Raw genomic sequence first — 20,037 nt, 5'->3', positions numbered from 1 at the left:
CATGTATTCGCTTATTTCAACCATTTCGACGTGGGCAATTCCTGCCATTATTGTCTTTATCCCTTTATATGCCTTTTTCCGTAAAGTGCCTGTCTATGAGACGTTCGTCGATGGAGCGAAAGATGGCTTCGATACGGCGATTCAGATTATTCCGCATTTGGTCGGGATGATGGTGGCGATCAGCGTATTTCGAGCCTCTGGTGCTATGGATCTGATGGTCGGGTTCGTTCGCCCCTTATTTGATGCTATGGGGATTCCGAGCGAGGTACTGCCGCTCGGTCTGCTTCGGCCAATCACAGGCGCGGGCTCACTAGCTTTTACGACGGATTTAATTCAGCAATTCGGGCCTGATTCCTTGATTGGACGTATGGCCTCAACCATTCAAGGGAGTACGGATACGACAATCTATGTTCTGACCGTATATTTTGGCGCTGTGGGGATCAAGAAAGGCCGTTATGCGCTTAAAGTTGGGTTGCTGTCCGATCTGATTGGCTTTGTTGCCGCTGTACTGGTCTGTTTCTTGGTGTTCGCATAGATCAATACGTGGCGGGCACCAATAGATCATAATTACATATACTGTAACAGTTCTACTTCGCGCGAGGCGCGAGAAATGAGGCGGACTGTATGCAGATGCAAGGATTTATTATTCATCATTCCGTTTGCCCCTCGATTAATGGCAAAGGGTTTGATTTTTTTATTTGTACGGATGCCACGATTATTCCCGCTGCTGTACCCATGGATGAGGCATATATTCATATTTGCTTCGAGGGCGATTATTCGAAGATTATCGATCTGGCTCCCGAACATCAGGAGCAGCTTTTTGTTGCCCAGAAACTGATGGTTACGCTCGCAGCATTGTATAAATTTGATCCCGCTCAGCTCTTTTCGCATACCGAATCATGCCCAGGATCCATTTTCCCATGGAATGAACTTGTGATTTCGGAGCAGGATAGGTATCATTAGATCGAGGTGAAGGATAAAGCATGGAAAGATTACAGAAAATTTTAGCAGCTGCTGGGGTTGCATCTCGCCGGAAATGCGAAGAATTAATCCTAGAGGGCAAAGTAGAAGTGAATGGCGAGACGGTGAAAACGCTTGGGGTCAAAGCGGATCCGACGCAAGATGTGATTACTGTGAATGGACGAGCTATTCAATCCGAGAGTAAAGTGTATTTAATGATGAATAAGCCGAAAGGTGTAATTACAAGCGCAACCGATCCCAAAGGACGCAAGGTCGTTACGGATTATGTAACCGGGATTAAGGAGCGGGTATACCCTGTCGGCCGTCTTGATTATGATACGGAAGGTTTGTTATTGCTGACGAACGATGGTGAATTTGCGAATTTGCTAACGCACCCGAAGCATCACGTGCCTAAGACTTATCTCGCAACGGTTGAAGGGGTTCCACATGGCGATAAACTCGAGAAGCTAAAAGAAGGAATTATGCTGGAGGACGGCATGACTGCACCGGCCGAGGTTGAATACCAGGATATCAATGTCGAGGAGAAGCAGGCGACGATTCGAATTACAATCTATGAGGGTCGGAACCGTCAGGTGCGCCGGATGTTCGATGCGATCTCTCATCCTGTTGTCAGACTGAAGCGGATCAAATTTGGCGACTTGTCGCTGATGAATTTGAAACGCGGCAGAACGCGCGCGCTAACGCCGAATGAAGTCAATGAATTGAAACAATTAGCCTTATCGAAAAAGAATAAAGAACGCCGGAAGTAACCGATCTCGTACACATAAATTTCAAAATTCCCCAGATGTCGATAACCGAATTTTAGCTATAATGTTCATAGGATATCTAATTAATACATCACGAGGTGTGATGTACATCATTGAAGGGGACGTCAGATGAAGAAATCGAGAAGAATCGTACAGATTGTTATTTTGCTTGGCGTTTTCATATTGGGTGGTTATGCTATCGGGTCTGCCGTATTCAAATCGGATGAAAAACCTGGACGAGGCAGTGAGCCGCCCGCTTTTTCTTTAGTGGGTCTGGATGGCCAAGTACATAAGCTGGATGAGTACAAAGGGAAAGGCCTTGTCATCAATTTCTGGGGCTCTTGGTGTGAACCCTGTGTCAAAGAAATGCCGCTGCTCGAGAAAACGTGGAAAGACATGAAAGATAAGAACGTGGAGATTATTGGCGTCAATGTTGGCGAAGATGAGCTCACGGTCAAAAATTTCGTTGGGCAATTCGGTGTAGATTTCCCAATCCTATTGGATAAGGATAAGCTCACGACGAAGAAATATGCGATCGGCCCGATGCCGACAACGTATTTCGTCAATAGCAAAGGGAAAATTACGGATATCTATGTCGGGATGCTGGATGAGAACACGCTGGAAGAGCGACTGAAACAGTTAAACTAAGCCGTAGTTCACTTTTTTGAACTCAGATTAACTGTTTCTTTGGCATGTATTGGAAGAGGTTAGTATCATTAGTTCGAGTTATGGATATGTAGGAGGTCTTTCACAGTGTTTCAAAATACGAAATGTGAGTGCGGGCATCAGAATCATATCGGCACAGTCCTCTGCGAATCTTGCGGTAAGCCGTTACTTGATTCGGAGGATACGAATGAACCGCTAGAAATGCGGTATGACGGTGTCGCACGAAAATCTCAGAAAGCCAACCCGTCACTAATCGATCAAGTCTGGAATTTCTTCTCATCGGTTAAGATCGCGGTCTATTTAATTATTATTACACTGCTTGGCGCAACGCTAGGTACAATATTCCCTCAAGAGAGTACCTTCATTAATGGTGATCCTTCGACGTATTATGAACAAACCTACGGAACACTCGGCAAAATTTATTACACACTAGGGTTATCACATACGTATACGTCATGGTGGTTCGTTGCGTTGCTGGTAATGATTGGGACGTCGCTCGTAATATGCAGTCTCGACCGGGTTCTACCGTTGTATCGCGCACTTAGCAAGCAGCAGATCCGCAAGCATATGCGATTCTTAACGAGACAGAAAGTAGTCTACCAGCAAGAGATTGCCTTTACGGGGACGCCAGATGCGTGGATCGAATCAGCCGTGAAGCCGCTTCGCAAGAAGCATTATCGCGTACATACAGATGGTTCCGCGCTGCTCGCTGAGAAATACCGGTTCAGCCGCTGGGGCCCTTATATTAATCATATCGGATTGATTATCTTCTTGCTCGCAGTTCTCGCACGGGGCATTCCAGGCTGGTATATGGATCAGTACATCGCTTTTCCCGAGGGGGAAGTGAAGAAGATTCCCGATACGAACTACTATCTGAAGAATGAGAAGTTCACGGTCAAATATTATAAGGACACGGATCTACCGAAGGAGATGCAAGGTCAGAACAAGCTGATCGCAGAATTATATGAGACACAAGCCGTGCTCTATGAATGTGTCGAGCAATGTGACGATCCTTCAAAGAAGCCTGTGTTGAAGGAAGTAACGAAACACAATATCGAGGTCAACGAACCGCTTAATTACAAAGGCTTCATGGCTTATCAGACAGACTATGATCCGACGCTCCGGCTGCGTTCAGTTAAACCGGAAATCCGCAATAAAGAAACCGGTGAGGCGTATGGCGAATTTGAGCTCAATATGCGAGATTCCGCATTAGCGTATGATGTCGGTCCTTACCATATGGAGCTGAAAGAGAAATATCTTGATTTCGGGTTGAATTCAGATGGGCAGCCCGTAACCAAGTCGCAAGAACCGAATGCGCCCGCTTTTTTATTCCTGATCACTGGCCCGGATTTGGCGAAGGAAGGCGAACTATACTTCTACTTCCCACTGCAGATCGATAAGGAGCGCTTCGATCAGGATGAACTGAACGCGAAGTTGAGCGGCGATTTTGCAAAGAAATTCGAGATTAAGGTCAATGGGATGAAAAATGTAGGGCTCAGCACGACTTCTTTCCTGACTATCCGCGTGGATAGCGCGATGCCTTATATTTGGGTCGGGGCGGCGATCTCGATGATCGGGCTGGTCATGGGCTTCTATTGGAACCATCGTCGAATATGGCTGCGCCTGGATGGGAAGCAATTGACACTCGGTGCACATACGAATAAGAACTGGTATGGGATGCGAAGCGATGTGGCGAATTTGCTGAAGCAGATGAATATTGAAGTGGAAGCGAAATCGCTAGATAACGGAGGAGAAAATCGATGAATTCTTTATTGGATTTTAGTAGTGATGCTTTCTTAGCGGCATTTTTCTTATATTGCTTTGCCTTCGTCTTCTACATCATCGCCATTTCGGGGAAGATGTGGAAGAAGTCAGATCCCTCAGCACATTTGAAGCGTTGGAAAGTGATATCGTTTACAACATCAACGCTCGGGGTATTGGCGCAATTGGCTTACTTCTTCACGCGCTGGATCGGCGGGGGACATATCCCGACGAGTAACATGTACGAATTCATGTCGTTCCTATCGATGATGATTATGGTCGCTTTTACGGTTGTGTATCTGATCTATCGAACTGCGGTGCTAGGCGTTTTCGCGGTGCCAGTGGCGATTATCGTGATGGCGTACGCTGCCGTGTTCCCGCAAGAGGTTCAGCCGCTTATACCGGCGCTAGATAGTTACTGGCTCAAGATTCACGTCACGACGGCTGCGGCTGGAGAAGCCTTCTTTGCTGTAGGTTTTGCTGCAGGTCTGATGTATTTGCTGCGTACGGTCGATTTTGCTTCGAAGACGAAGCAGGCGGTCAGAGCCCAGCGCTGGGTAGAAATTACTTTGTTATCTGTCCTGATTATTATTGGATTTATTGCTTCCGTGTTCACGTTCAGAGCGATGGGTTATGAAGCGGAGTTCAAACAAACGATAGTAACAGTTGACAGCCAGCAGCAGGAAAGTAGTAAAATAGAAGAGGTCAAATACAAGCTGCCTGCCATCGTTGCGCCGTATAATAGCGAGACAGTCAAATTTGACTCCTTCCTAGGCATGAGCAAACCATTATTTGAAGCTCCTTCATGGATGAATGGAGCGAACGCAGGGCGGAAGCTGAACACCGTTATTTGGGCGGTTATCTCTGGTCTGATTCTGTACGGCTTGCTGCGACTTATTGCGCGGAAGTCATTAGGCGCGGCGATCCATCCAGCGATGGATGGTATTGATCCGGAAGATTTAGATGAGATAAGCTATCGTGCAATTGCGATTGGATTCCCGCTCTTTACGTTAGGAGCACTTATCTTCGCCATGATCTGGGCGCATATCGCTTGGTCGCGCTTCTGGGGATGGGATCCGAAGGAAGTATGGGCACTGATTACATGGCTGTTCTATAGCGCGTATCTTCATTTGCGCTTATCGCGCGGCTGGCAGGGGACGAAATCGTCTTGGCTTGCCGTCATTGGTTTCTTAGTCGTCATGTTCACACTTGTCGGCGTTAATCTTGTGATTGCTGGTTTACATTCATATGCAGGAGTATAGAGCAGGAGTATAGAGGAGATAGGTCGAATATACTCCAATGCAGATAAATAGAGTTGTACATAAATTGTTGGAGGAGTGCCTACACATGACGGATCAATTGAATCGGATTTTGGTAGTCGATGATGAAGAGCGGATTCGCCGCTTATTGAAGATGTATCTAGAGAAGGAAGGTTATATTATTGAGGAGGCAGAAGACGGTGAGACGGCACTTGCGAAATCGCTTGACTCTGACTTTGATCTAATCTTGCTCGATGTCATGCTTCCCGGGATTGATGGGGTAGAGGTGTGCACACGTCTGCGGCAATCCAAAGCGACTCCGGTCATCATGTTAACTGCTAAAGGAGAAGAAATTAACCGTGTGCAGGGGTTTGAAGTGGGTGCGGACGATTATGTCGTCAAGCCATTCAGCCCGCGAGAGGTCATCTATCGTGTGAAGGCCATTCTTCGCCGTTCTTCTGCAACTGCATTTTTATCGAAAGAAGCGAATTCGAGCAACAATATCGTCTTCCCGCACTTGCTGATCGAGCATGATGCTCACCGCGTAACGGCAGGCGGACAAGAAGTCGGTCTGACGCCAAAAGAATATGAGCTATTACATTACTTAGCGGTATCGCCGGACAAAGTATTCTCTCGGGAAGAACTGCTTAAGGATGTATGGAATTACGAGTTCTTCGGCGACCTACGGACCGTTGATACGCATGTGAAGCGGTTGCGTGAGAAGTTAAATAAAGTTTCACCTGAATCGGCTGCAATGATAACAACAGTCTGGGGCGTTGGTTACAAGCTTGAGGTGCCGAAATAACGTGATGTTCTGGAAAAGTGTCGTAGGCAAGCTATGGATGACCATCATTGGTCTTGTTGCACTGATTCTTATGATTCTAGGTGTCTTTCTGTTACCGTATATTGATGTCTATCATTTCAAGAATTCTTATGATGTTAAGCGTCTATTTATTTTCACAGGGATCGTCGGGTTTTCACTCACGACGGTCTTTGCTTTTTTCTTGTTCTACAAAATTACGCAACCGCTGCGCATGCTCAAGAAAGCTGCGGATCGAATTCGTAAGGGCGAGTACAATACGGATGGGCTCAACATTCTCAACATTCGTTCAACGGATGAAATTGGAGAGCTTGCGCATACGTTCAACCATATGGCGAAGGAAATGCAAGTGACCATTCAAGACTTGAATCATGAGAAGGAACATCTATCAAGCATTTTACGGAGTATGACGGATGCAGTGATTACCTTCAATGCGGAAGGCAATGTTGTATTAGCAAATCCAAGAGGCGAGGACATTCTTCGAGCTTGGAACGACTTGTCCTGGGATGGAGACTTGGAGGAGCGGAATGCTAACACAGCGCATATCCCTGAGCCGTTGCATGCATTATTCCAAGCCGTACTTGAGACTCGCAGTGATCTTACGGACAAGGTTCATGTACAGCAGGGCGTGTTCTCTGTCGTTATGGCGCCGCTTCATTCACAAGACAGTGTTCGTGGAGCTGTTGCCGTGCTTCGTGATGTAACGGAAGAGGTTAAGCTTGAGAAGCTGCGCAAAGATTTCGTAGCGAATGTCTCCCATGAGATTCGTACACCGCTATCGATGCTGCAAGGCTACAGTGAAGCATTAATGGATGACATTGCCGCATCGCCAGAGGAGCGTCAAGAGCTCGTGCAAGTCATTCATGATGAGTCGCTGCGCATGGGACGTTTGGTGAAGGACCTGCTTGACCTCGCGCGTATGGAAGCAGGGCATATCGAGATGCAGCACGAGACCGTGCAATTGGATCAATTGATTCAGCGCGTCTACCGCAAGTTCTCGGTTCTGGCCAAAGAGCGAGACATTCAATTACAGTTAGAAATGCCGCCAGAGTCAATGATTCTGGGAGGGGCTGATGAGGATCGTCTAGAGCAGGTGCTTACGAACTTGCTAGACAACGCATTCCGTCATACGAATCCGGGGCTTCAGATTGTTCTCGCGGCAGGGTATACGGAGACTTCGAAGGGCAAAATGTTAGTGTTGAAGATTGCTGACCAAGGACAAGGGATTCCTTCCGAGGATGTGCCGTTTATCTTCGAGCGATTCTATAAGGCTGATAAGGCCCGTACGCGCGGAACGAACGGAGGAACAGGACTAGGTCTTGCCATTGTCAAGAATATTGTGGACGCGCATCATGCTACGATAGCGGTTCAGAGCACAGTAGGTCAAGGCACGACATTTACAATCGCTTTTCCTGTCGAAATCTAAATTGAAATGACAAACACTCTCGTTATGAGGGTGTTTTTTGTGTTTTTTGGTGAAGGAGGCAGTTAAATCTTGTTGTTCGTGGAACATCGCAGCAAAGAAAAGGCCCTCCATCGCCAGCATGTGGCAATCAGAGGGCTTCTTAGCAAGAGTGCGTTATGATTACAATGTAATTTCCTTAGCTTTCAGAATGCCGTCAATTTGAAGCAATTGTCCGAGCACGTCTTTTGGCAATCTGCGATCAACCGATAGCGCCATAATGGCATTTCCGCCGGCCTCAGAACGTCCTACTTGCATCGTTGCGATGTTGACGTCATTGTTGCCTAGCGTTGTTCCTACGCTTCCGATCATACCTGGTTTATCCGTATGAGAAATCAGAATCAGCGTTCCTTCTGGCGCAACGTCTACTGTGAAGCGATCAATTTGAACAATGCGTTCACCATAACCGTTAAGCAGGGTTCCTGCAACGAGACGTTCTTCCGTCGAAGATTTTAATGTTACTTGCAAGAGATTCGTGAAGCCTTTTGTTGCCGCTGACTTTTGCACGACAACGTTCACATCGCGAACTTTAGCAAGATGCATGGAGTTGATAATGTTCACATCCGAACCAAGATGGAAGGACAGTACGCCTTTAATAATATGGCGTGTAATTGGCTGCGTATCGAAATCCGCTAAATCGCCGGAATATTTGACGTGAATCTCTTGCACCGGACCGTGAATCATTTGAGCGACGAATACGCCCAGTTGTTCACCCAGCTTGAAGTATGGCTGCAGCTTGTTCAGCACGTTCGCAGGCACTTGAGGCATGTTCACGGCATTTTTGTACGGCTCACTGCGTAGAATGTGAAGAACTTGCTCCGATACATCAATTGCGACGTTCTCTTGTGCTTCGATTGTCGATGCGCCCAAATGCGGCGTTACCACGATTTTCGGATGCTTCAAGAACGGGTGATCTGCGCGAGGAGGCTCTTCTTCGAATACGTCGAATGCAGCTCCTGCGACGATCCCTTGATCGATTGCTTCTACAAGGGCTAGTTCATCAACCACACCACCGCGAGCACAGTTAATGATACGCATACCTTTTTTCATGACTTCGAATTGAGGTCTGGAGATCATATGACGTGTCTCAGGCGTCAATGGTGTATGCACCGTCATGAAATCTGCGTTACGGATAATGTCATCGACCGTTGCGAGTGTCACTTGTAGTTTCTCTGCGCGTTCTTCTGTCAGGAACGGATCATAAGCAAGGATCTCCATCCCGAATGCTTTGGCGCGCTTGGCAACTTCACTGCCGATACGGCCCATACCAAGGACGCCTAGTGTCTTATTACGAAGTTCGACACCGAGGAAGGACTTCCGGTCCCATTCGCCTTGAACGGTCTTCATGTAAGCTTGTGGAATATGACGGGACAATGCCATCATCATCGCGAAAGTGTGTTCACAAGTTGTAATCGTATTTCCGTCTGGTGCATTGATGACGATAATCCCTTGCTTGGTTGCTGCTTCAAGGTCGATATTATCAACGCCGACCCCTGCGCGACCAACCACTTTCAAATTTTTGCCGGCTTCCATAATGCGAGCCGTAACCCGAGTCTGGCTGCGGACGAGTAGGGCATCATATTCCCCAATAATTGCGACGAGCTCATCTTCGCTGAGTCCTGTCTTCTTTTCTACCGAAATGTCGGCGGCGTCAACCAATTGCTGAATACCCATGTCACTGATCGGATCCGATACTAATACTTTGTACATTGTGTAAACCTCCCTTTATTGGTTAAAAAAAATAAAAACTCTCAATCCGCATACTACTACCGTAGTAAGGGACGAGAGTTTAATTCGTGGTGCCACCCTAATTCGCTGCTGATGAACCTAGCAGCCTCAATCGGTCCGAAGACCATGAACGATAACGGATTCTGCCGATTGCACCTACTCACATTTCAATGCAATAACTCAGGACTGCTGAACTGACTGTTGCTCACCGCCGATTTCCACCAACCATCGGCTCTCTGTAGGCTGCATTAGTGTTCGTTCCATCAATGCTTTTCACAATTTATTTCCATTAATTTATCATCGGAAATGAAAAGTGTCAATAGGAACTTGCATAACTGTGATTTTTGTCACACAATCTTCAGAGTTGGTCATTCATTGTCAAAAAAAGTCTTCATTATGTCGCGAACTTGAATAGTGATTCAAAGGTTTGTTATGATGCTATTACTGCTTTTTTTCTTGTTATTCATAGAAGAATGGAAGCTGCGGCAGCAGTTCATTTCGATAATATCGATTTTTGTTTTTCTTAAACTCATTGGCTTTTATCGCATCTGTACGTTGCAATAAATCTACGAATTGTTGAATCGATTGCACGTTAAGATCTCGGGTTCCGCCATTTTGAATCATTTGATCGATTTTCGTCGTAATATCTTGTGGATAGTAAGGCTGATAGATCTTTTTCTCTAGCAGAATATTGGTTATCAGCAGGTTCTTCACAGCAATTGGATAGCTCTTCCACTCGGTCATCGATACTTTCGGCTGGAATACTGCTTGCTTAGGGATTTCGGAGTTCATCGTGTTGCTCCATTTTAATATGGCAAAAAACATTTGCTCTTGCGCTTTTAAGGAATAGTTCATCGCATTTTTAATGTACTCATCCTTTGCGAGCTGCTCAGCCACCAGCGGGCCTGGAATCGAGTTCGCCTTGCTCGTATATTTAGATGCACCCGTACTGAACAGTTTCAACGCTTTGAGATAATTTGTCTGGGCATCTTGCAGCAATGGAGAGGTGCCATTGATCGGATTTTGATTCGCCTGCTTGTATTGCTCGTCAGCAAGCTTGCCTAAAGCGCGAACGATCGATGCATTATCTGTCGCGGAGTCGCCAGCATTTAATTGGTCCATATCCTCGAACCATGTATTCTGAAATTCACGATACGGCAGTAGAACAGTATGATAGAATGATACTAGGTCTTGCTGCGGATACGTTCCGACTCGTTTGATTTGCTGTGTGGCAGCCGTTTTTGCGTCATATTTGGCTTCCGCCCGGTCTGTCCCAACTTTCAAGCCATAAAAGAAGGATCCAACCGCACAGATAAGCATGAAGATGAATCCGAGACTAAAAAAGAGATAAATTCTAGAGGGTCTTTTTTCCATGTGAAGCGCTCCTTCGATTACGATGAGTTTAATTTGAATACAATATAAAGAACAGGCAGGACAACGATGAAAAAAATCAACTTTAAACGCTTCAAGCTCAAACAAGTCACCGTTCATGATCTCAATGATCGCTTATTATTGATTAATTTGTATATCACGCAAGCTCTTACTCTTATTATCGGTATCATATGGCTTATTTTTCAGAGAAGAAATCCGATAACTCTATTATCATGGCCAGAAGGAATTGAATTTCTATACTGGGGAGTCGGTCTCTCTGTTCTTGTATTAGCCGCAGATCTACTAGCAGGACGTTTTGTTCCAGAGGATGCGATGAATGATGGCGGAATAAATGACATGTTGTTCAAGAAGCGGCCGATCTGGCATATTTTCATCATTGCGGCGATGGTAGCGATTTGTGAGGAAGTGTTATTTCGTGGTGCGATTCAGCATAACTTAGGACCATATTGGACGAGTATTCTATTCGCAGTCATTCATGTACGATATTTAAAGCATTGGATTCCGACAGGACTCGTGTTCGCGATCAGTTACGGAATGGGGTATATCTACATCCAAGCGGGGACCTTATGGGCACCCATCATCACACATTTCATCGTCGATTTCGTATTAGGACTGATCATTCGTTACCGGAGGGATTCATGATTCATGAGCAAGCAGTTAAGTCGAGTTGAGAAATACGGGCGAAGAAGACCGCGCCAAGATCGAAGAGAAGGGAAGAAAGAGAAAGGGCAACCGGAAGCTTCGGTTGATTCGGAGAAATCCGAAGAACTTGGCTCTAGGCGTGAGCTTCATCCATCGCAGCGTGGGAAGCTAACGCGCCTTTTCTATCATTCGCTTATCGTACTTTTTATTCTATTGTTAATCGGGTTATTGTATTGGGGTCGTAAGATGATGGCATAATCAGGAGCGAGGGGAAGAATTAACGTGCTATGGGTGATTATTGCGATATTGATTGGATTGATCGTGCTCGTTCTAATTCGAATGAGCTATGAAGCCGGACATACCGTGATTCAGGAGGAGCATATTGCGCTCCCGGAGCTGCCTGATCCATGGCATGAGACGAAGTTCCTGTTCATTAGTGATATCCATCGCCGTCACATCTCGGAGGAATGGATTGCATCTCTAGCAGCGAATCACACACAGATCGAATTGATCCTGCTCGGAGGGGATATGACGGAACGCGGGGTGCCGTTGGAGCGGGTGAAGCGTAACATGCAGCTTCTACGCAGGATCGCCCCCATCTATGCGGTACATGGCAATCATGATTACAAGGCGGACTATAGACAACTAGATATTGTACTCCGGGAATGTGGCGTGCAAGTGATTGATAATGAGGCGATTTGGCTGGAAAAAGAAAATCAAGGCGTGTGGCTTGTCGGTGTAGATGATCTGCTGACCGATCGGGCGAATTTGAGACTCGCATTCTCAGAGCCAAGATTCCAACCCGCCTTCACGATGATGCTCGTTCACGATCCAGGAATTGTCCAGCAGTTGCATGATGAACCGGTTAACCTTATCCTTGCGGGTCATACGCATGGAGGACAGTTCCGATTGCCAGGCATTGGTCCGCTCGTCACCCACGGGATTTATCGTCAGTATTCCTGCGGATTATATACACTTGACCGTGTTGTCCGTAAGGGAAGCGAGGCGCTTATCCGTGTTTTCATCAGTAGAGGATTCGGTACGTCGCATCTGCCGCTTCGTTTATTTTGCCCAGCCGAAGTACATATCATTACGCTCCATCAACAAGATAACGCCACAAAATGAAGAAAAGCAATCCGAGCCGCCATGTACATGGCGCTGGATTGCTTTTTGAATTACTGGATGTCTTCGCCGATATCAATAGCTAGCGGATTTACGAAGCTATAGCCTTTGTCTTCCAATTTGGTCAGCAGTTCATCTGAGGCATCGACTGTCCATGGCAGCTCGTGCATCAGAATGTTACTGCCAGGATGGAGCTGTTCGAGCACGTTTTTGATGACCGCATCAGGTTTATTTTTGTTCTTCGAGTCCCAATCGAGGGATCCATTTGACCATGTCATGAACAGCATCCCATTATTCTTTACGATGCTGCGCACAGTGTCATTCCCTAGTCCGAAAGGCGGCCTGAAGAATTTCGGTGATTCACCGACGGTATCTTTGACAATCTTCTGCACATCTTCAATTTGTTTTTTGATGCTGGCTTCGGATTCCTTCTTCAGATTGATGTGATCCCAGCTATGGTTGCCTATCACTTGTTCCCGATCGTGGATCAGCTTTAGCAGCTCCGGATGCGCTTTGACACGATATCCATTGACAAAAAAAATCGCTTTGGCATGGTGTTTGTCCAACGTATCGATCAGGCGATTGATCATTTTCTCATCCTTGGGTCCATCATCGAACGTAAGCAGGACGACTTTTTTCTCCGTCCCGTCCTTTGCAGGAACAATGTTATAGACTTTGTTCATTATGTACGTTTTAGCAACCTGGTTATCGTTGTTTAGTGGTTCCTCAACAGGTTTTTCAGCTTGTTTTTGGGGTTCGTTGGTTACCGCAGAAGGTTTAGATTCCGATATTGCTTTTGGCTGATTCTCCGCTTGGCTTTGTTGCTCGGTTTGTTGACCGCAAGCAGTCAGGCTAATGACAAGTGTGATCAGAAGGATCCATTTTGAGGGCGTAAGCTTCATGTTTGTTAGCTCCATTTCCTTATTTTAAACGGGATGAGTTTCATCTGAAGGGTCACAATATGTAATGATCTTATCATAAAAAGGAGGTTTTCGTCGTGAAAATGACAGCTTTTATGATTGGCGGTGTGCTTGGTGCGGCGGCAGCCGTATATCTTAGCAATAACAAGCAGATGATGATGGCCAAAGCAGGCGATATGGGTCATACTGTCAATGATTGGATGAGCAAAGCCAAGGATAAAGTTATTGAAGTCACGCTTAGCCCAGCGTTCAAAGAGGATGCAAGTGCTGCTTCTTCAACAACTACAACATCATCGTACACGAGCCAAGCTCCAAGCAGCTTCGCGATGTCTGCGCCGTCATCGTCATCCACTTCCAGCTTTGCATCTTCAACCGTGTCTGATACCGAGTTCGGATCGGACCTATCATCGAGCAGCGGAAGTGCAAGCAGCCACGCTCAGCTGAAGGATCTGATTAATAAATCAGCTACTGTCAAACGCGAAGTGGACGCCATCCTGAAAGAGAATAATACCTCCTTATAAGATGCACCAAGAAGATACGCTTATCCGTCCTCATCGAGGGCGATAGGCGTATCTTCGTATTTCATGCGATAATTTCTTTGTCGATTGAACGGTTTCTTACCGATGCCTCTAGAATCATGTTGCACATGTAAATGTGTGATATGATTCTTTTTTGTATGTTTTTATTTTATTGGCGGTTAGAACTTAACTAGTGCAAACGAGGAAATTTAGTGTTACCATGATATCTGAGGGCGTTCCTCGAGCACACATTATATGTCTTTTCATAAACTGTTATAACCGATGCTTTCAATGGTATAATGGAAGATGCATTCGATTATTTCTATATTATCAGCATGATTGTTTAAGGAGGATCCTGTCATGAAAATAGAACGCCTAAGTACCAATAAGATACGGATTTTCCTTACGTTCGATGACTTGTCAGAGCGCGGAATCCAAAAAGAAGATATGTGGAGAGAAATCCCTAAAGTCCATGAATTGTTCAGCGAAATGATGGATCAAGCCTATACGGAACTTGGATTCGATCCAACAGGACCGCTAGCTGTTGAAGTGTTTGCACTGCCCGCGCAAGGTATGGTGGTCATCGTGACCCGTGGAAAATATGATGTTCCTTCTTTAGGAGTGAATTTAGAAGACGAGTTAGAAGAGGAAGTCTATGAGATGGAAGTAACAATGGAACAGAGCGATACCATTATGTACGCCTTCGCTGACTTCGAGCATTTGATCGACCTCGCTCATTTGATTGCACCACATGTCGAGGAAGAAGGCAAGTTATATTATTATAAAGACCGTTACATTCTGCATCTCGAGCCAAAGGATTTAGAACAAAGCGCATATAATGCACTAATAGCACTGCTTGCGGAATATGGTGAGGCGACTTCCGTGACGCCAGCCGTACTCGATGAGTATGCCAAAGTCGTAATGCCGTCGAATGCAGTCGGCACCATTTGCGCTCATTTCACACCGCTGCAGTAATGTAGCGATCTCGTTCCTGCTTACGAAGTTAGTTTTGCTCCGCAAAACATGCATATGCTCACGAAGTCAGTTTTACTTCGCAAAACTTTAGGAGGTCATATTCGGTGCCATTGTTCTCAATACTAACGGCAGCAATCGCGCCGGGTATCGCGTTGCTTGTGTATTTCTATTTGAAAGATCGTTATGACAGTGAGCCTATCTCCATGGTGGTCAAAATATTTTTGCTCGGATTTCTCATTGTCCTGCCGATTATGATCATCCAGCATGGAATCCAGCTCTGGTTAGGGGATAATCCTTACTTATTCTCCTTCGGTATATCCGCGGGCGTTGAGGAAGCTGTTAAATGGTTCGTGATCTATCACATTGTTTATAATCATACGGAATTCGATGAACCTTATGATGGTATTCTCTATACCGTTGCGGTTTCGCTCGGATTTGCAACGATAGAAAATCTTATGTACGCCTGGTACAGCCATCCTTCGTTTGGCACTTTATTGATACGTGCGCTGTTGCCTGTTTCGGGACATGCACTATTTGGTGTCATGATGGGGTATTATTTTGGCAAAGCAAAATTCACAGAAGGGAAACGCAAGAGACGATACTTGCTATATGCAGTGATTGTTCCGCTCTTTTGGCATGGCGTATATGACTATGTACTACTTACGTTCAAAACGTATTGGATCTGGTATATCGTTCCCCTCATGATCTATCTATGGTATCGCGGGATGATGAATGTGAAGAGTGCGAACTCTCGCTCGCCGTTCCGTCTACTAAAACGTGAGGAAATACAAGATTAAACGATTGAAATCCGGTTATACTGCTTAATGAGGTGATCGGATGCGGGTCAAAGTGAGAATTCGGTGCAAGAACTGCGGAGAGAAATTCGTCCTTCGCGGGAAGAAAGAACGCGGCCGGATTGAAACAGGGTTCAAACAATGTCTTTGTAATAATACGCAAGATTTTGAAATCGAAGAAGACCGTTATTAGGGCGATTGATCGGAAAATGCATAAAGCTTCCTTTTTTGAATCATACTAACGTCAGTTTGTGATGAGAAAGGAGCCGTTTGTACAATGTATAAGCGAATTAGTGCAGTGTTATTTCCGGTTGTCGCCCTAATTTTGATTGCGACTGCTTACTGGGGCTATCAACAGTATAAGCAGAAGAATGCCGTCATGTTGAAGGCGGAAAGTCAATATCAGAGAGCGTTCCATGATCTCTCGTATCATGTGGAGAAATTACATAGTGAATTAGGTAATGCGCTCGCAGTAAATTCAGCTTCACAAGGAATGCATCGTAAGAGTCTGGCTAATGTATGGCGAATAACAAGTGAGGCGCAGAATGAGATTAACCAGCTTCCTTTGACTTTATTGCCTTTCAGCAAAACAGAGGATTTTCTGTCCCATATTTCTAACTTCTCTTACAAAGCTTCGATGCGCGATATGACGAAGGAGCCGCTTAGTAAAGAAGAGCTGAAAATGCTCAAAACGTTGTATACGAATTCAGAGGATATTGCCAATGATCTTCACAAGGTACAAGCAACGGCGTTGAAGAATAACATGCGCTGGCTGGATGTGGAGGAAGTCATGGCGAGCAAGACGCAGAAGCTGGATAATTCCATCATCGATGGATTTAAAACCGTTGACAAAAAGGTTGGGAATTACCCTGAGATTAACTGGGGGCCGGCCGTAAACAGCGTCTATAGCAAGCGTTCGGTAAAAATGTTAGCTGGCCAAAATGTGACCAAGGAAGAGATTAAGAAGAAGGCATCTACGTTCCTCGGCGACCATAAGATTACGGATGTCAAAGTGGTTGAGAACGGGGCAAAGACAGAATACGCCTCCTACTCGGTCACAGGTAAACGGAAAGATACGAAGACGGTCGTTCATCTAGATTACACCAAACGTGGAGGCCATCTCACGAGTTACATGGATACACGGGATATTGGTGCGAAGAAAATTTCGAAGGATCAGGCGATGGATGCGGCGCAGAAGTTCCTGAACGATCATAAATATCCTGAGATGGTGCCGGTAAGTTATGATGAATATGACAACATCGGCAGTACAATCTTCGTGCATAAGCAGCATGGTATTCTCTTCTACCCCGAGCGTATTACCGTACGGATTGCTCTCGATAATGGTGAAGTTACAGGGATCCAAGCCAGTGATTTTGAATATAAGAAGCATGTTCTCGATAAGAAGAAAATTACACCGAAGCTTAGCGTAGAACAAGCACGGAAATATTTGAACCCAGACCTGAAGGAAAGATTCAATCGGTTAGCGATCATCGAAAATGAGCTTGGACAGCAAACATTGTGCTATGAGTTCGTAGGGGATATTAACGGTACTAGCTATCGTATATACCTCAATGCGGAGACGGGAATGGAAGAACATATTGAAGAGTTAAAAGGTATGAAGCAGAAGAAACCAGCATAAGTGGTCGATCCCAGCCTTCCGATAATCCTGTCGGAGGGCTTTATTATGTTTTCATATCCTCATCACTTTGTGCGTGTTTTATTGACGTAATATGTTATAATATGGCTAGATTTGTACCCCATGTTCGAGGGAATCGACGAGGAGAAATTTAGATATGGCAGGTGATTTGGTTGTTACCTCGAGTAAGTGATCTGGTCTATATTCAAGTGGCATCGGCGGACGAACAGGAATCACACCATGAATATAAGTCCCGCATTGTAGAGATGGATGAGACCAATCTATACATTGAAATTCCGTTAGATGAACGAACGGGGCGATATAAGCCGCTTCATCTAGGCGATGAGCTTTCGGTTTATTTTCTGACGGAAGGCGGCGTGAAGAACTACTTTAATACTTATGTCTGCGGGTCCCGTCAGGATGTTGTTCGCATGGTAGCGATTAAGAAGCCGGAACTGGAGTCGATTTCGAAAATTCAACGACGCAATTTTTTGCGTGTCACCGCAGAATTAGAGCTCGCCGTGAAATTAATGGATCAAGTGCAGTTCATTGCGATTACAGAAGATGTGAGCGGGGGCGGGATCTCCTTTCGCTGCGACGCGAAGTGGAGTGTGAAGCCGGGTCAGCAAATATCCTGTTGGTTGTTGATTCCGTATCGTAACGGAACGGTTGAGCATGCACAATTCACGGCTGAGACAGTACGCATCAAACCGCTAACACATGACAAGCAGCTTGTTATGATGAAGTTCAGTGAAGTCGTAGATATGGAACAGCAGAAGATCATCCGTTTTTGCTTTGAGAAACAATTCGATTATCGTAAAAAATAATGGCATAATTCATACATAACTTGGGAATACTAGCCTCCAATTCGTGCTGGAGGTGTATCACATGCGTGAGAAAAAAGATCAGCAATCGGAACAATATGTGCAATTATTTATTCAATTTGCGAACCGTGTCGAAAGCCATCTGAAGCGATGGTTATGGATATGCTGCTGCCTGCTTATTGTATGTCAGATTTTGCTTCGAATCCCGATGGTACGCGGGTTTATCTCTGGTGTCGACCGATTGGAAGGCGTTCCGATTTCAAGCGACAAAACACCAAACAAATCGCTTCCATAGCGGATTATTTTTTGCATCTCTCTTTTTTGTGTGGTATAATTTTCACGTCGCAGGCAACGCCTGCTTTTTTCTTGAAATTTAAGGATGAATGAAGTCGTTTCGACGTGAGGAACGTTTTGAGGAGGAACATCCTGTTGTTGAATGCGCAGCAAGGCACACTAGACAAGATCAACATTGCAATTGACGGCCCTGCAGGAGCAGGGAAGAGTACGGTAGCTCGTCAGGTCGCGAAGAAACTCTCCTATGTCTATGTAGACACAGGCGCGATGTATAGAGCTGTAACGTGGTTCATGATGGGGCATGGGATTCCAGCAGGGGATACCGATCGGGTTCTGAATGCGATGAAGGAGCTACATATTGAATTGATTCCCGGTGAACAGACACAACAGGTCATCGTGAATGGTGAAGATGTTACAAGCTTTATTCGTACGAACGAGATTAGTCAGCATGCGTCTACTTATGCCAAGATTGGTCCGCTTCGATCCATTCTCGTCGATATGCAGCGCCAGATGGCTGCAGGCAAAGGCGTAGTTATGGATGGCCGCGATATCGGTACACATGTGTTGCCGCAAGCTGAACTGAAAATTTTCCTGACAGCAAGTGTTGAGGAGAGAGCTCTGAGACGCTATCAAGAGATTAAAGATAGTCAGCAGATAACACTGGAGCAGCTCATCCATGATATTGCTGCACGTGATCGTCAAGATGAACAACGCGAAGTTTCACCGCTCGTCTGTGCTGAAGATGCGATTTCATTGGACACAACATCCATGAGCATTGAAGAAGTTGTGGATCAGATTATTGACTATTGCAGAACCAAAACGGATGGAGCGAAGTAAACTATGTTGTATAATTTTTGTAGAGGCCTTTTACGCGGATTATATCGATTATTGTTCCGTCTTGAAGCAATAGGCGCAGAACATGTGCCGACAGAAGGCGGCGTTCTGCTCTGTTCGAATCACGTTAGTTTATTCGATCCACCTACGGTGGGCGTTTTATTGGAACGTAAAGTGCACTTCATGGCCAAGCAGGAATTGTTCAAGATTCCGTTGTTCGGTAAGTTAATTCATGAACTTGGTGCATTCCCAGTCAAACGTGGCGGTGTAAGTAAAGAATCGATTAAGATCTCGCTGAATATTCTGCGCGACGGCAAGGTGATGGGGATTTTCCCGGAAGGTTCGCGTCATTCCGAAGGAGAAGGGAAGAAAGGGGCAGCAAGCTTCGCGCTTCGAAGCGGCGCCGCTGTCGTACCTGTAGCCATCATCGGCAACTATCGGCTGTTCAGTAAAGTGAAAGTGGTATATGGCACACCGATTGATATGACCCCTTTCCAAGAAGATCCGAAGACCGCAGTGGATACACTTACGGATGAGATCATGAAGCAAATCGAGCAATTAAAGCATCAATATCGATGAATGCATGCATGAATTTCGTATTTGGAAAGATACTACATTTTAATGGTTTTGAACGCTGCCTACATGGCAGGTTTAAATAAATGG

General features: G+C 45.6%; 23 protein-coding genes and 1 other annotated feature. Of the genes, 20 read left to right on the top strand and 3 right to left on the bottom strand.

The features are described 5' to 3' along the window. Position 1 precedes the first annotated feature (1 nt). From GCU39_RS13480 to GCU39_RS13445, 8 genes are all read left to right on the top strand, one after another. Positions 2-535, top strand: a complete 534-nt coding sequence (locus tag GCU39_RS13480) for a spore maturation protein (protein WP_152393999.1) — start codon at positions 2-4, stop codon at positions 533-535. 89 nt (positions 536-624) lie between these two features. Beyond that, a complete protein-coding gene (locus GCU39_RS13475; protein WP_152393998.1) occupies positions 625-963 on the top strand; it encodes a hypothetical protein in 339 nt (112 codons plus the stop codon). A gap of 20 nt (positions 964-983) precedes the next feature. Further along, a complete protein-coding gene (locus GCU39_RS13470) occupies positions 984-1,730 on the top strand; it encodes a pseudouridine synthase (protein WP_152393997.1) in 747 nt (248 codons plus the stop codon). Positions 1,731-1,856: 126 nt separating this feature from the next. Next, the gene (gene resA, locus GCU39_RS13465) at positions 1,857-2,375 is read left to right on the top strand and encodes a thiol-disulfide oxidoreductase ResA (RefSeq protein WP_152393996.1); all 519 of its coding nucleotides are present in this window, start codon (positions 1,857-1,859) and stop codon (positions 2,373-2,375) included. Positions 2,376-2,480: 105 nt separating this feature from the next. After that, positions 2,481-4,157, top strand: coding sequence for a cytochrome c biogenesis protein ResB (resB, locus tag GCU39_RS13460; protein WP_152393995.1), 1,677 nt, complete (start codon positions 2,481-2,483; stop codon positions 4,155-4,157). Beyond that, on the top strand, positions 4,154-5,416 hold the full coding sequence (gene ccsA, locus GCU39_RS13455) for a cytochrome c biogenesis protein CcsA (RefSeq protein ID WP_152393994.1): 1,263 nt from the start codon (positions 4,154-4,156) through the stop codon (positions 5,414-5,416). Before resB ends, ccsA begins: the two co-directional genes overlap by 4 nt. An 85-nt stretch (positions 5,417-5,501) precedes the next feature. Continuing rightward, entirely contained in the window at positions 5,502-6,218 is a 717-nt protein-coding gene (locus GCU39_RS13450) for a response regulator transcription factor (protein WP_152393993.1), read from the top strand. Between the two features lie 4 nt (positions 6,219-6,222). After that, positions 6,223-7,659 (top strand): HAMP domain-containing sensor histidine kinase, encoded by a 1,437-nt coding sequence (locus GCU39_RS13445; protein WP_152393992.1) that lies wholly within the window; start codon positions 6,223-6,225, stop codon positions 7,657-7,659. Positions 7,660-7,818: 159 nt separating this feature from the next. Here the strand turns inward: GCU39_RS13445 and serA are convergent, their stop codons facing one another. Further along, positions 7,819-9,405 carry a phosphoglycerate dehydrogenase gene (gene serA / locus GCU39_RS13440; protein ID WP_152393991.1) on the bottom strand — a complete coding sequence of 529 codons (1,587 nt, stop codon included), beginning with the start codon at positions 9,403-9,405 and terminating at the stop codon, positions 7,819-7,821. Positions 9,406-9,469: 64 nt separating this feature from the next. Then, positions 9,470-9,699 (bottom strand) — a binding site (T-box leader). 183 nt (positions 9,700-9,882) lie between these two features. Next, complete coding sequence (locus tag GCU39_RS13435; protein WP_152393990.1) at positions 9,883-10,797, bottom strand: hypothetical protein; 915 nt, start codon at positions 10,795-10,797, stop codon at positions 9,883-9,885. A gap of 66 nt (positions 10,798-10,863) precedes the next feature. Here GCU39_RS13435 and GCU39_RS13430 point away from each other — a divergent pair, with 66 nt between their 5' ends. From GCU39_RS13430 to GCU39_RS13420, 3 genes are read left to right on the top strand one after another with little or no spacing between them, the layout of a single operon-like run. After that, positions 10,864-11,457, top strand: a complete 594-nt coding sequence (locus GCU39_RS13430) for a CPBP family intramembrane glutamic endopeptidase (RefSeq protein WP_152393989.1) — start codon at positions 10,864-10,866, stop codon at positions 11,455-11,457. A 3-nt stretch (positions 11,458-11,460) separates the two neighbouring features. Beyond that, a complete protein-coding gene (locus GCU39_RS13425) occupies positions 11,461-11,715 on the top strand; it encodes a hypothetical protein (RefSeq protein WP_152393988.1) in 255 nt (84 codons plus the stop codon). Between the two features lie 24 nt (positions 11,716-11,739). Next, positions 11,740-12,582, top strand: a complete 843-nt coding sequence (locus GCU39_RS13420; RefSeq protein WP_227793569.1) for a metallophosphoesterase — start codon at positions 11,740-11,742, stop codon at positions 12,580-12,582. 50 nt (positions 12,583-12,632) lie between these two features. On the opposite strand, the gene GCU39_RS13415 is transcribed toward GCU39_RS13420, so the two are convergent. Then, entirely contained in the window at positions 12,633-13,481 is an 849-nt protein-coding gene (locus GCU39_RS13415) for a polysaccharide deacetylase family protein (RefSeq protein ID WP_152393987.1), read from the bottom strand. Between the two features lie 95 nt (positions 13,482-13,576). Here GCU39_RS13415 and GCU39_RS13410 point away from each other — a divergent pair, with 95 nt between their 5' ends. The 9 genes from GCU39_RS13410 to GCU39_RS13375 all read left to right on the top strand — a co-directional run bounded on the left by GCU39_RS13410 (position 13,577) and on the right by GCU39_RS13375 (position 19,953). Then, on the top strand, positions 13,577-14,020 hold the full coding sequence (locus GCU39_RS13410) for a hypothetical protein (protein ID WP_152393986.1): 444 nt from the start codon (positions 13,577-13,579) through the stop codon (positions 14,018-14,020). 357 nt (positions 14,021-14,377) lie between these two features. Further along, entirely contained in the window at positions 14,378-14,992 is a 615-nt protein-coding gene (locus tag GCU39_RS13405; RefSeq protein ID WP_152393985.1) for a genetic competence negative regulator, read from the top strand. A 104-nt stretch (positions 14,993-15,096) separates the two neighbouring features. Further along, entirely contained in the window at positions 15,097-15,789 is a 693-nt protein-coding gene (gene prsW / locus GCU39_RS13400; protein ID WP_152393984.1) for a glutamic-type intramembrane protease PrsW, read from the top strand. 40 nt (positions 15,790-15,829) lie between these two features. Continuing rightward, positions 15,830-15,979, top strand: a complete 150-nt coding sequence (locus GCU39_RS31515) for a hypothetical protein (protein WP_193726916.1) — start codon at positions 15,830-15,832, stop codon at positions 15,977-15,979. 84 nt (positions 15,980-16,063) lie between these two features. Beyond that, positions 16,064-17,425, top strand: a complete 1,362-nt coding sequence (ypeB, locus tag GCU39_RS13395; protein ID WP_152393983.1) for a germination protein YpeB — start codon at positions 16,064-16,066, stop codon at positions 17,423-17,425. 170 nt (positions 17,426-17,595) lie between these two features. After that, positions 17,596-18,249 carry a flagellar brake protein gene (locus GCU39_RS13390; RefSeq protein WP_152393982.1) on the top strand — a complete coding sequence of 218 codons (654 nt, stop codon included), beginning with the start codon at positions 17,596-17,598 and terminating at the stop codon, positions 18,247-18,249. A gap of 61 nt (positions 18,250-18,310) precedes the next feature. Further along, the gene (locus GCU39_RS13385; protein ID WP_152393981.1) at positions 18,311-18,541 is read left to right on the top strand and encodes a hypothetical protein; all 231 of its coding nucleotides are present in this window, start codon (positions 18,311-18,313) and stop codon (positions 18,539-18,541) included. A 134-nt stretch (positions 18,542-18,675) separates the two neighbouring features. Beyond that, the gene (gene cmk / locus GCU39_RS13380; RefSeq protein WP_152393980.1) at positions 18,676-19,377 is read left to right on the top strand and encodes a (d)CMP kinase; all 702 of its coding nucleotides are present in this window, start codon (positions 18,676-18,678) and stop codon (positions 19,375-19,377) included. A 3-nt stretch (positions 19,378-19,380) separates the two neighbouring features. Next, entirely contained in the window at positions 19,381-19,953 is a 573-nt protein-coding gene (locus GCU39_RS13375; RefSeq protein ID WP_152393979.1) for a lysophospholipid acyltransferase family protein, read from the top strand. Positions 19,954-20,037 lie beyond the last annotated feature (84 nt).

It is taken from the genome of Paenibacillus guangzhouensis (genome assembly GCF_009363075.1).
In the GTDB taxonomy this organism is placed as follows: domain Bacteria; phylum Bacillota; class Bacilli; order Paenibacillales; family Paenibacillaceae; genus Paenibacillus_K; species Paenibacillus_K guangzhouensis.
Note: the sequence above shows the minus strand (reverse complement) of the source record. Positions and strands in the feature narration are given on the sequence as shown.

Bases quoted from the DNA above. Each gene is read 5' to 3' on its own strand.
- GCU39_RS13475 (WP_152393998.1), top strand. From the start codon at position 625: ATGCAGATGCAAGGATTTATTATTCATCATTCCGTTTGCCCCTCGATT.
- GCU39_RS13375 (WP_152393979.1), top strand. From the start codon at position 19,381: ATGTTGTATAATTTTTGTAGAGGCCTTTTACGCGGATTATATCGATTA.
- GCU39_RS13435 (WP_152393990.1), bottom strand. From the start codon at position 10,797: ATGGAAAAAAGACCCTCTAGAATTTATCTCTTTTTTAGTCTCGGATTC.
- GCU39_RS13470 (WP_152393997.1), top strand. From the start codon at position 984: ATGGAAAGATTACAGAAAATTTTAGCAGCTGCTGGGGTTGCATCTCGC.
- GCU39_RS13425 (WP_152393988.1), top strand. From the start codon at position 11,461: ATGAGCAAGCAGTTAAGTCGAGTTGAGAAATACGGGCGAAGAAGACCG.
- ccsA (WP_152393994.1), top strand. From the start codon at position 4,154: ATGAATTCTTTATTGGATTTTAGTAGTGATGCTTTCTTAGCGGCATTT.
- resA (WP_152393996.1), top strand. From the start codon at position 1,857: ATGAAGAAATCGAGAAGAATCGTACAGATTGTTATTTTGCTTGGCGTT.
- GCU39_RS13450 (WP_152393993.1), top strand. From the start codon at position 5,502: ATGACGGATCAATTGAATCGGATTTTGGTAGTCGATGATGAAGAGCGG.
- GCU39_RS13415 (WP_152393987.1), bottom strand. From the start codon at position 13,481: ATGAAGCTTACGCCCTCAAAATGGATCCTTCTGATCACACTTGTCATT.
- serA (WP_152393991.1), bottom strand. From the start codon at position 9,405: ATGTACAAAGTATTAGTATCGGATCCGATCAGTGACATGGGTATTCAG.
- GCU39_RS13445 (WP_152393992.1), top strand. From the start codon at position 6,223: ATGTTCTGGAAAAGTGTCGTAGGCAAGCTATGGATGACCATCATTGGT.
- GCU39_RS13405 (WP_152393985.1), top strand. From the start codon at position 14,378: ATGAAAATAGAACGCCTAAGTACCAATAAGATACGGATTTTCCTTACG.
- GCU39_RS13430 (WP_152393989.1), top strand. From the start codon at position 10,864: ATGAAAAAAATCAACTTTAAACGCTTCAAGCTCAAACAAGTCACCGTT.
- ypeB (WP_152393983.1), top strand. From the start codon at position 16,064: ATGTATAAGCGAATTAGTGCAGTGTTATTTCCGGTTGTCGCCCTAATT.
- GCU39_RS13480 (WP_152393999.1), top strand. From the start codon at position 2: ATGTATTCGCTTATTTCAACCATTTCGACGTGGGCAATTCCTGCCATT.
- GCU39_RS31515 (WP_193726916.1), top strand. From the start codon at position 15,830: ATGCGGGTCAAAGTGAGAATTCGGTGCAAGAACTGCGGAGAGAAATTC.
- GCU39_RS13385 (WP_152393981.1), top strand. From the start codon at position 18,311: ATGCGTGAGAAAAAAGATCAGCAATCGGAACAATATGTGCAATTATTT.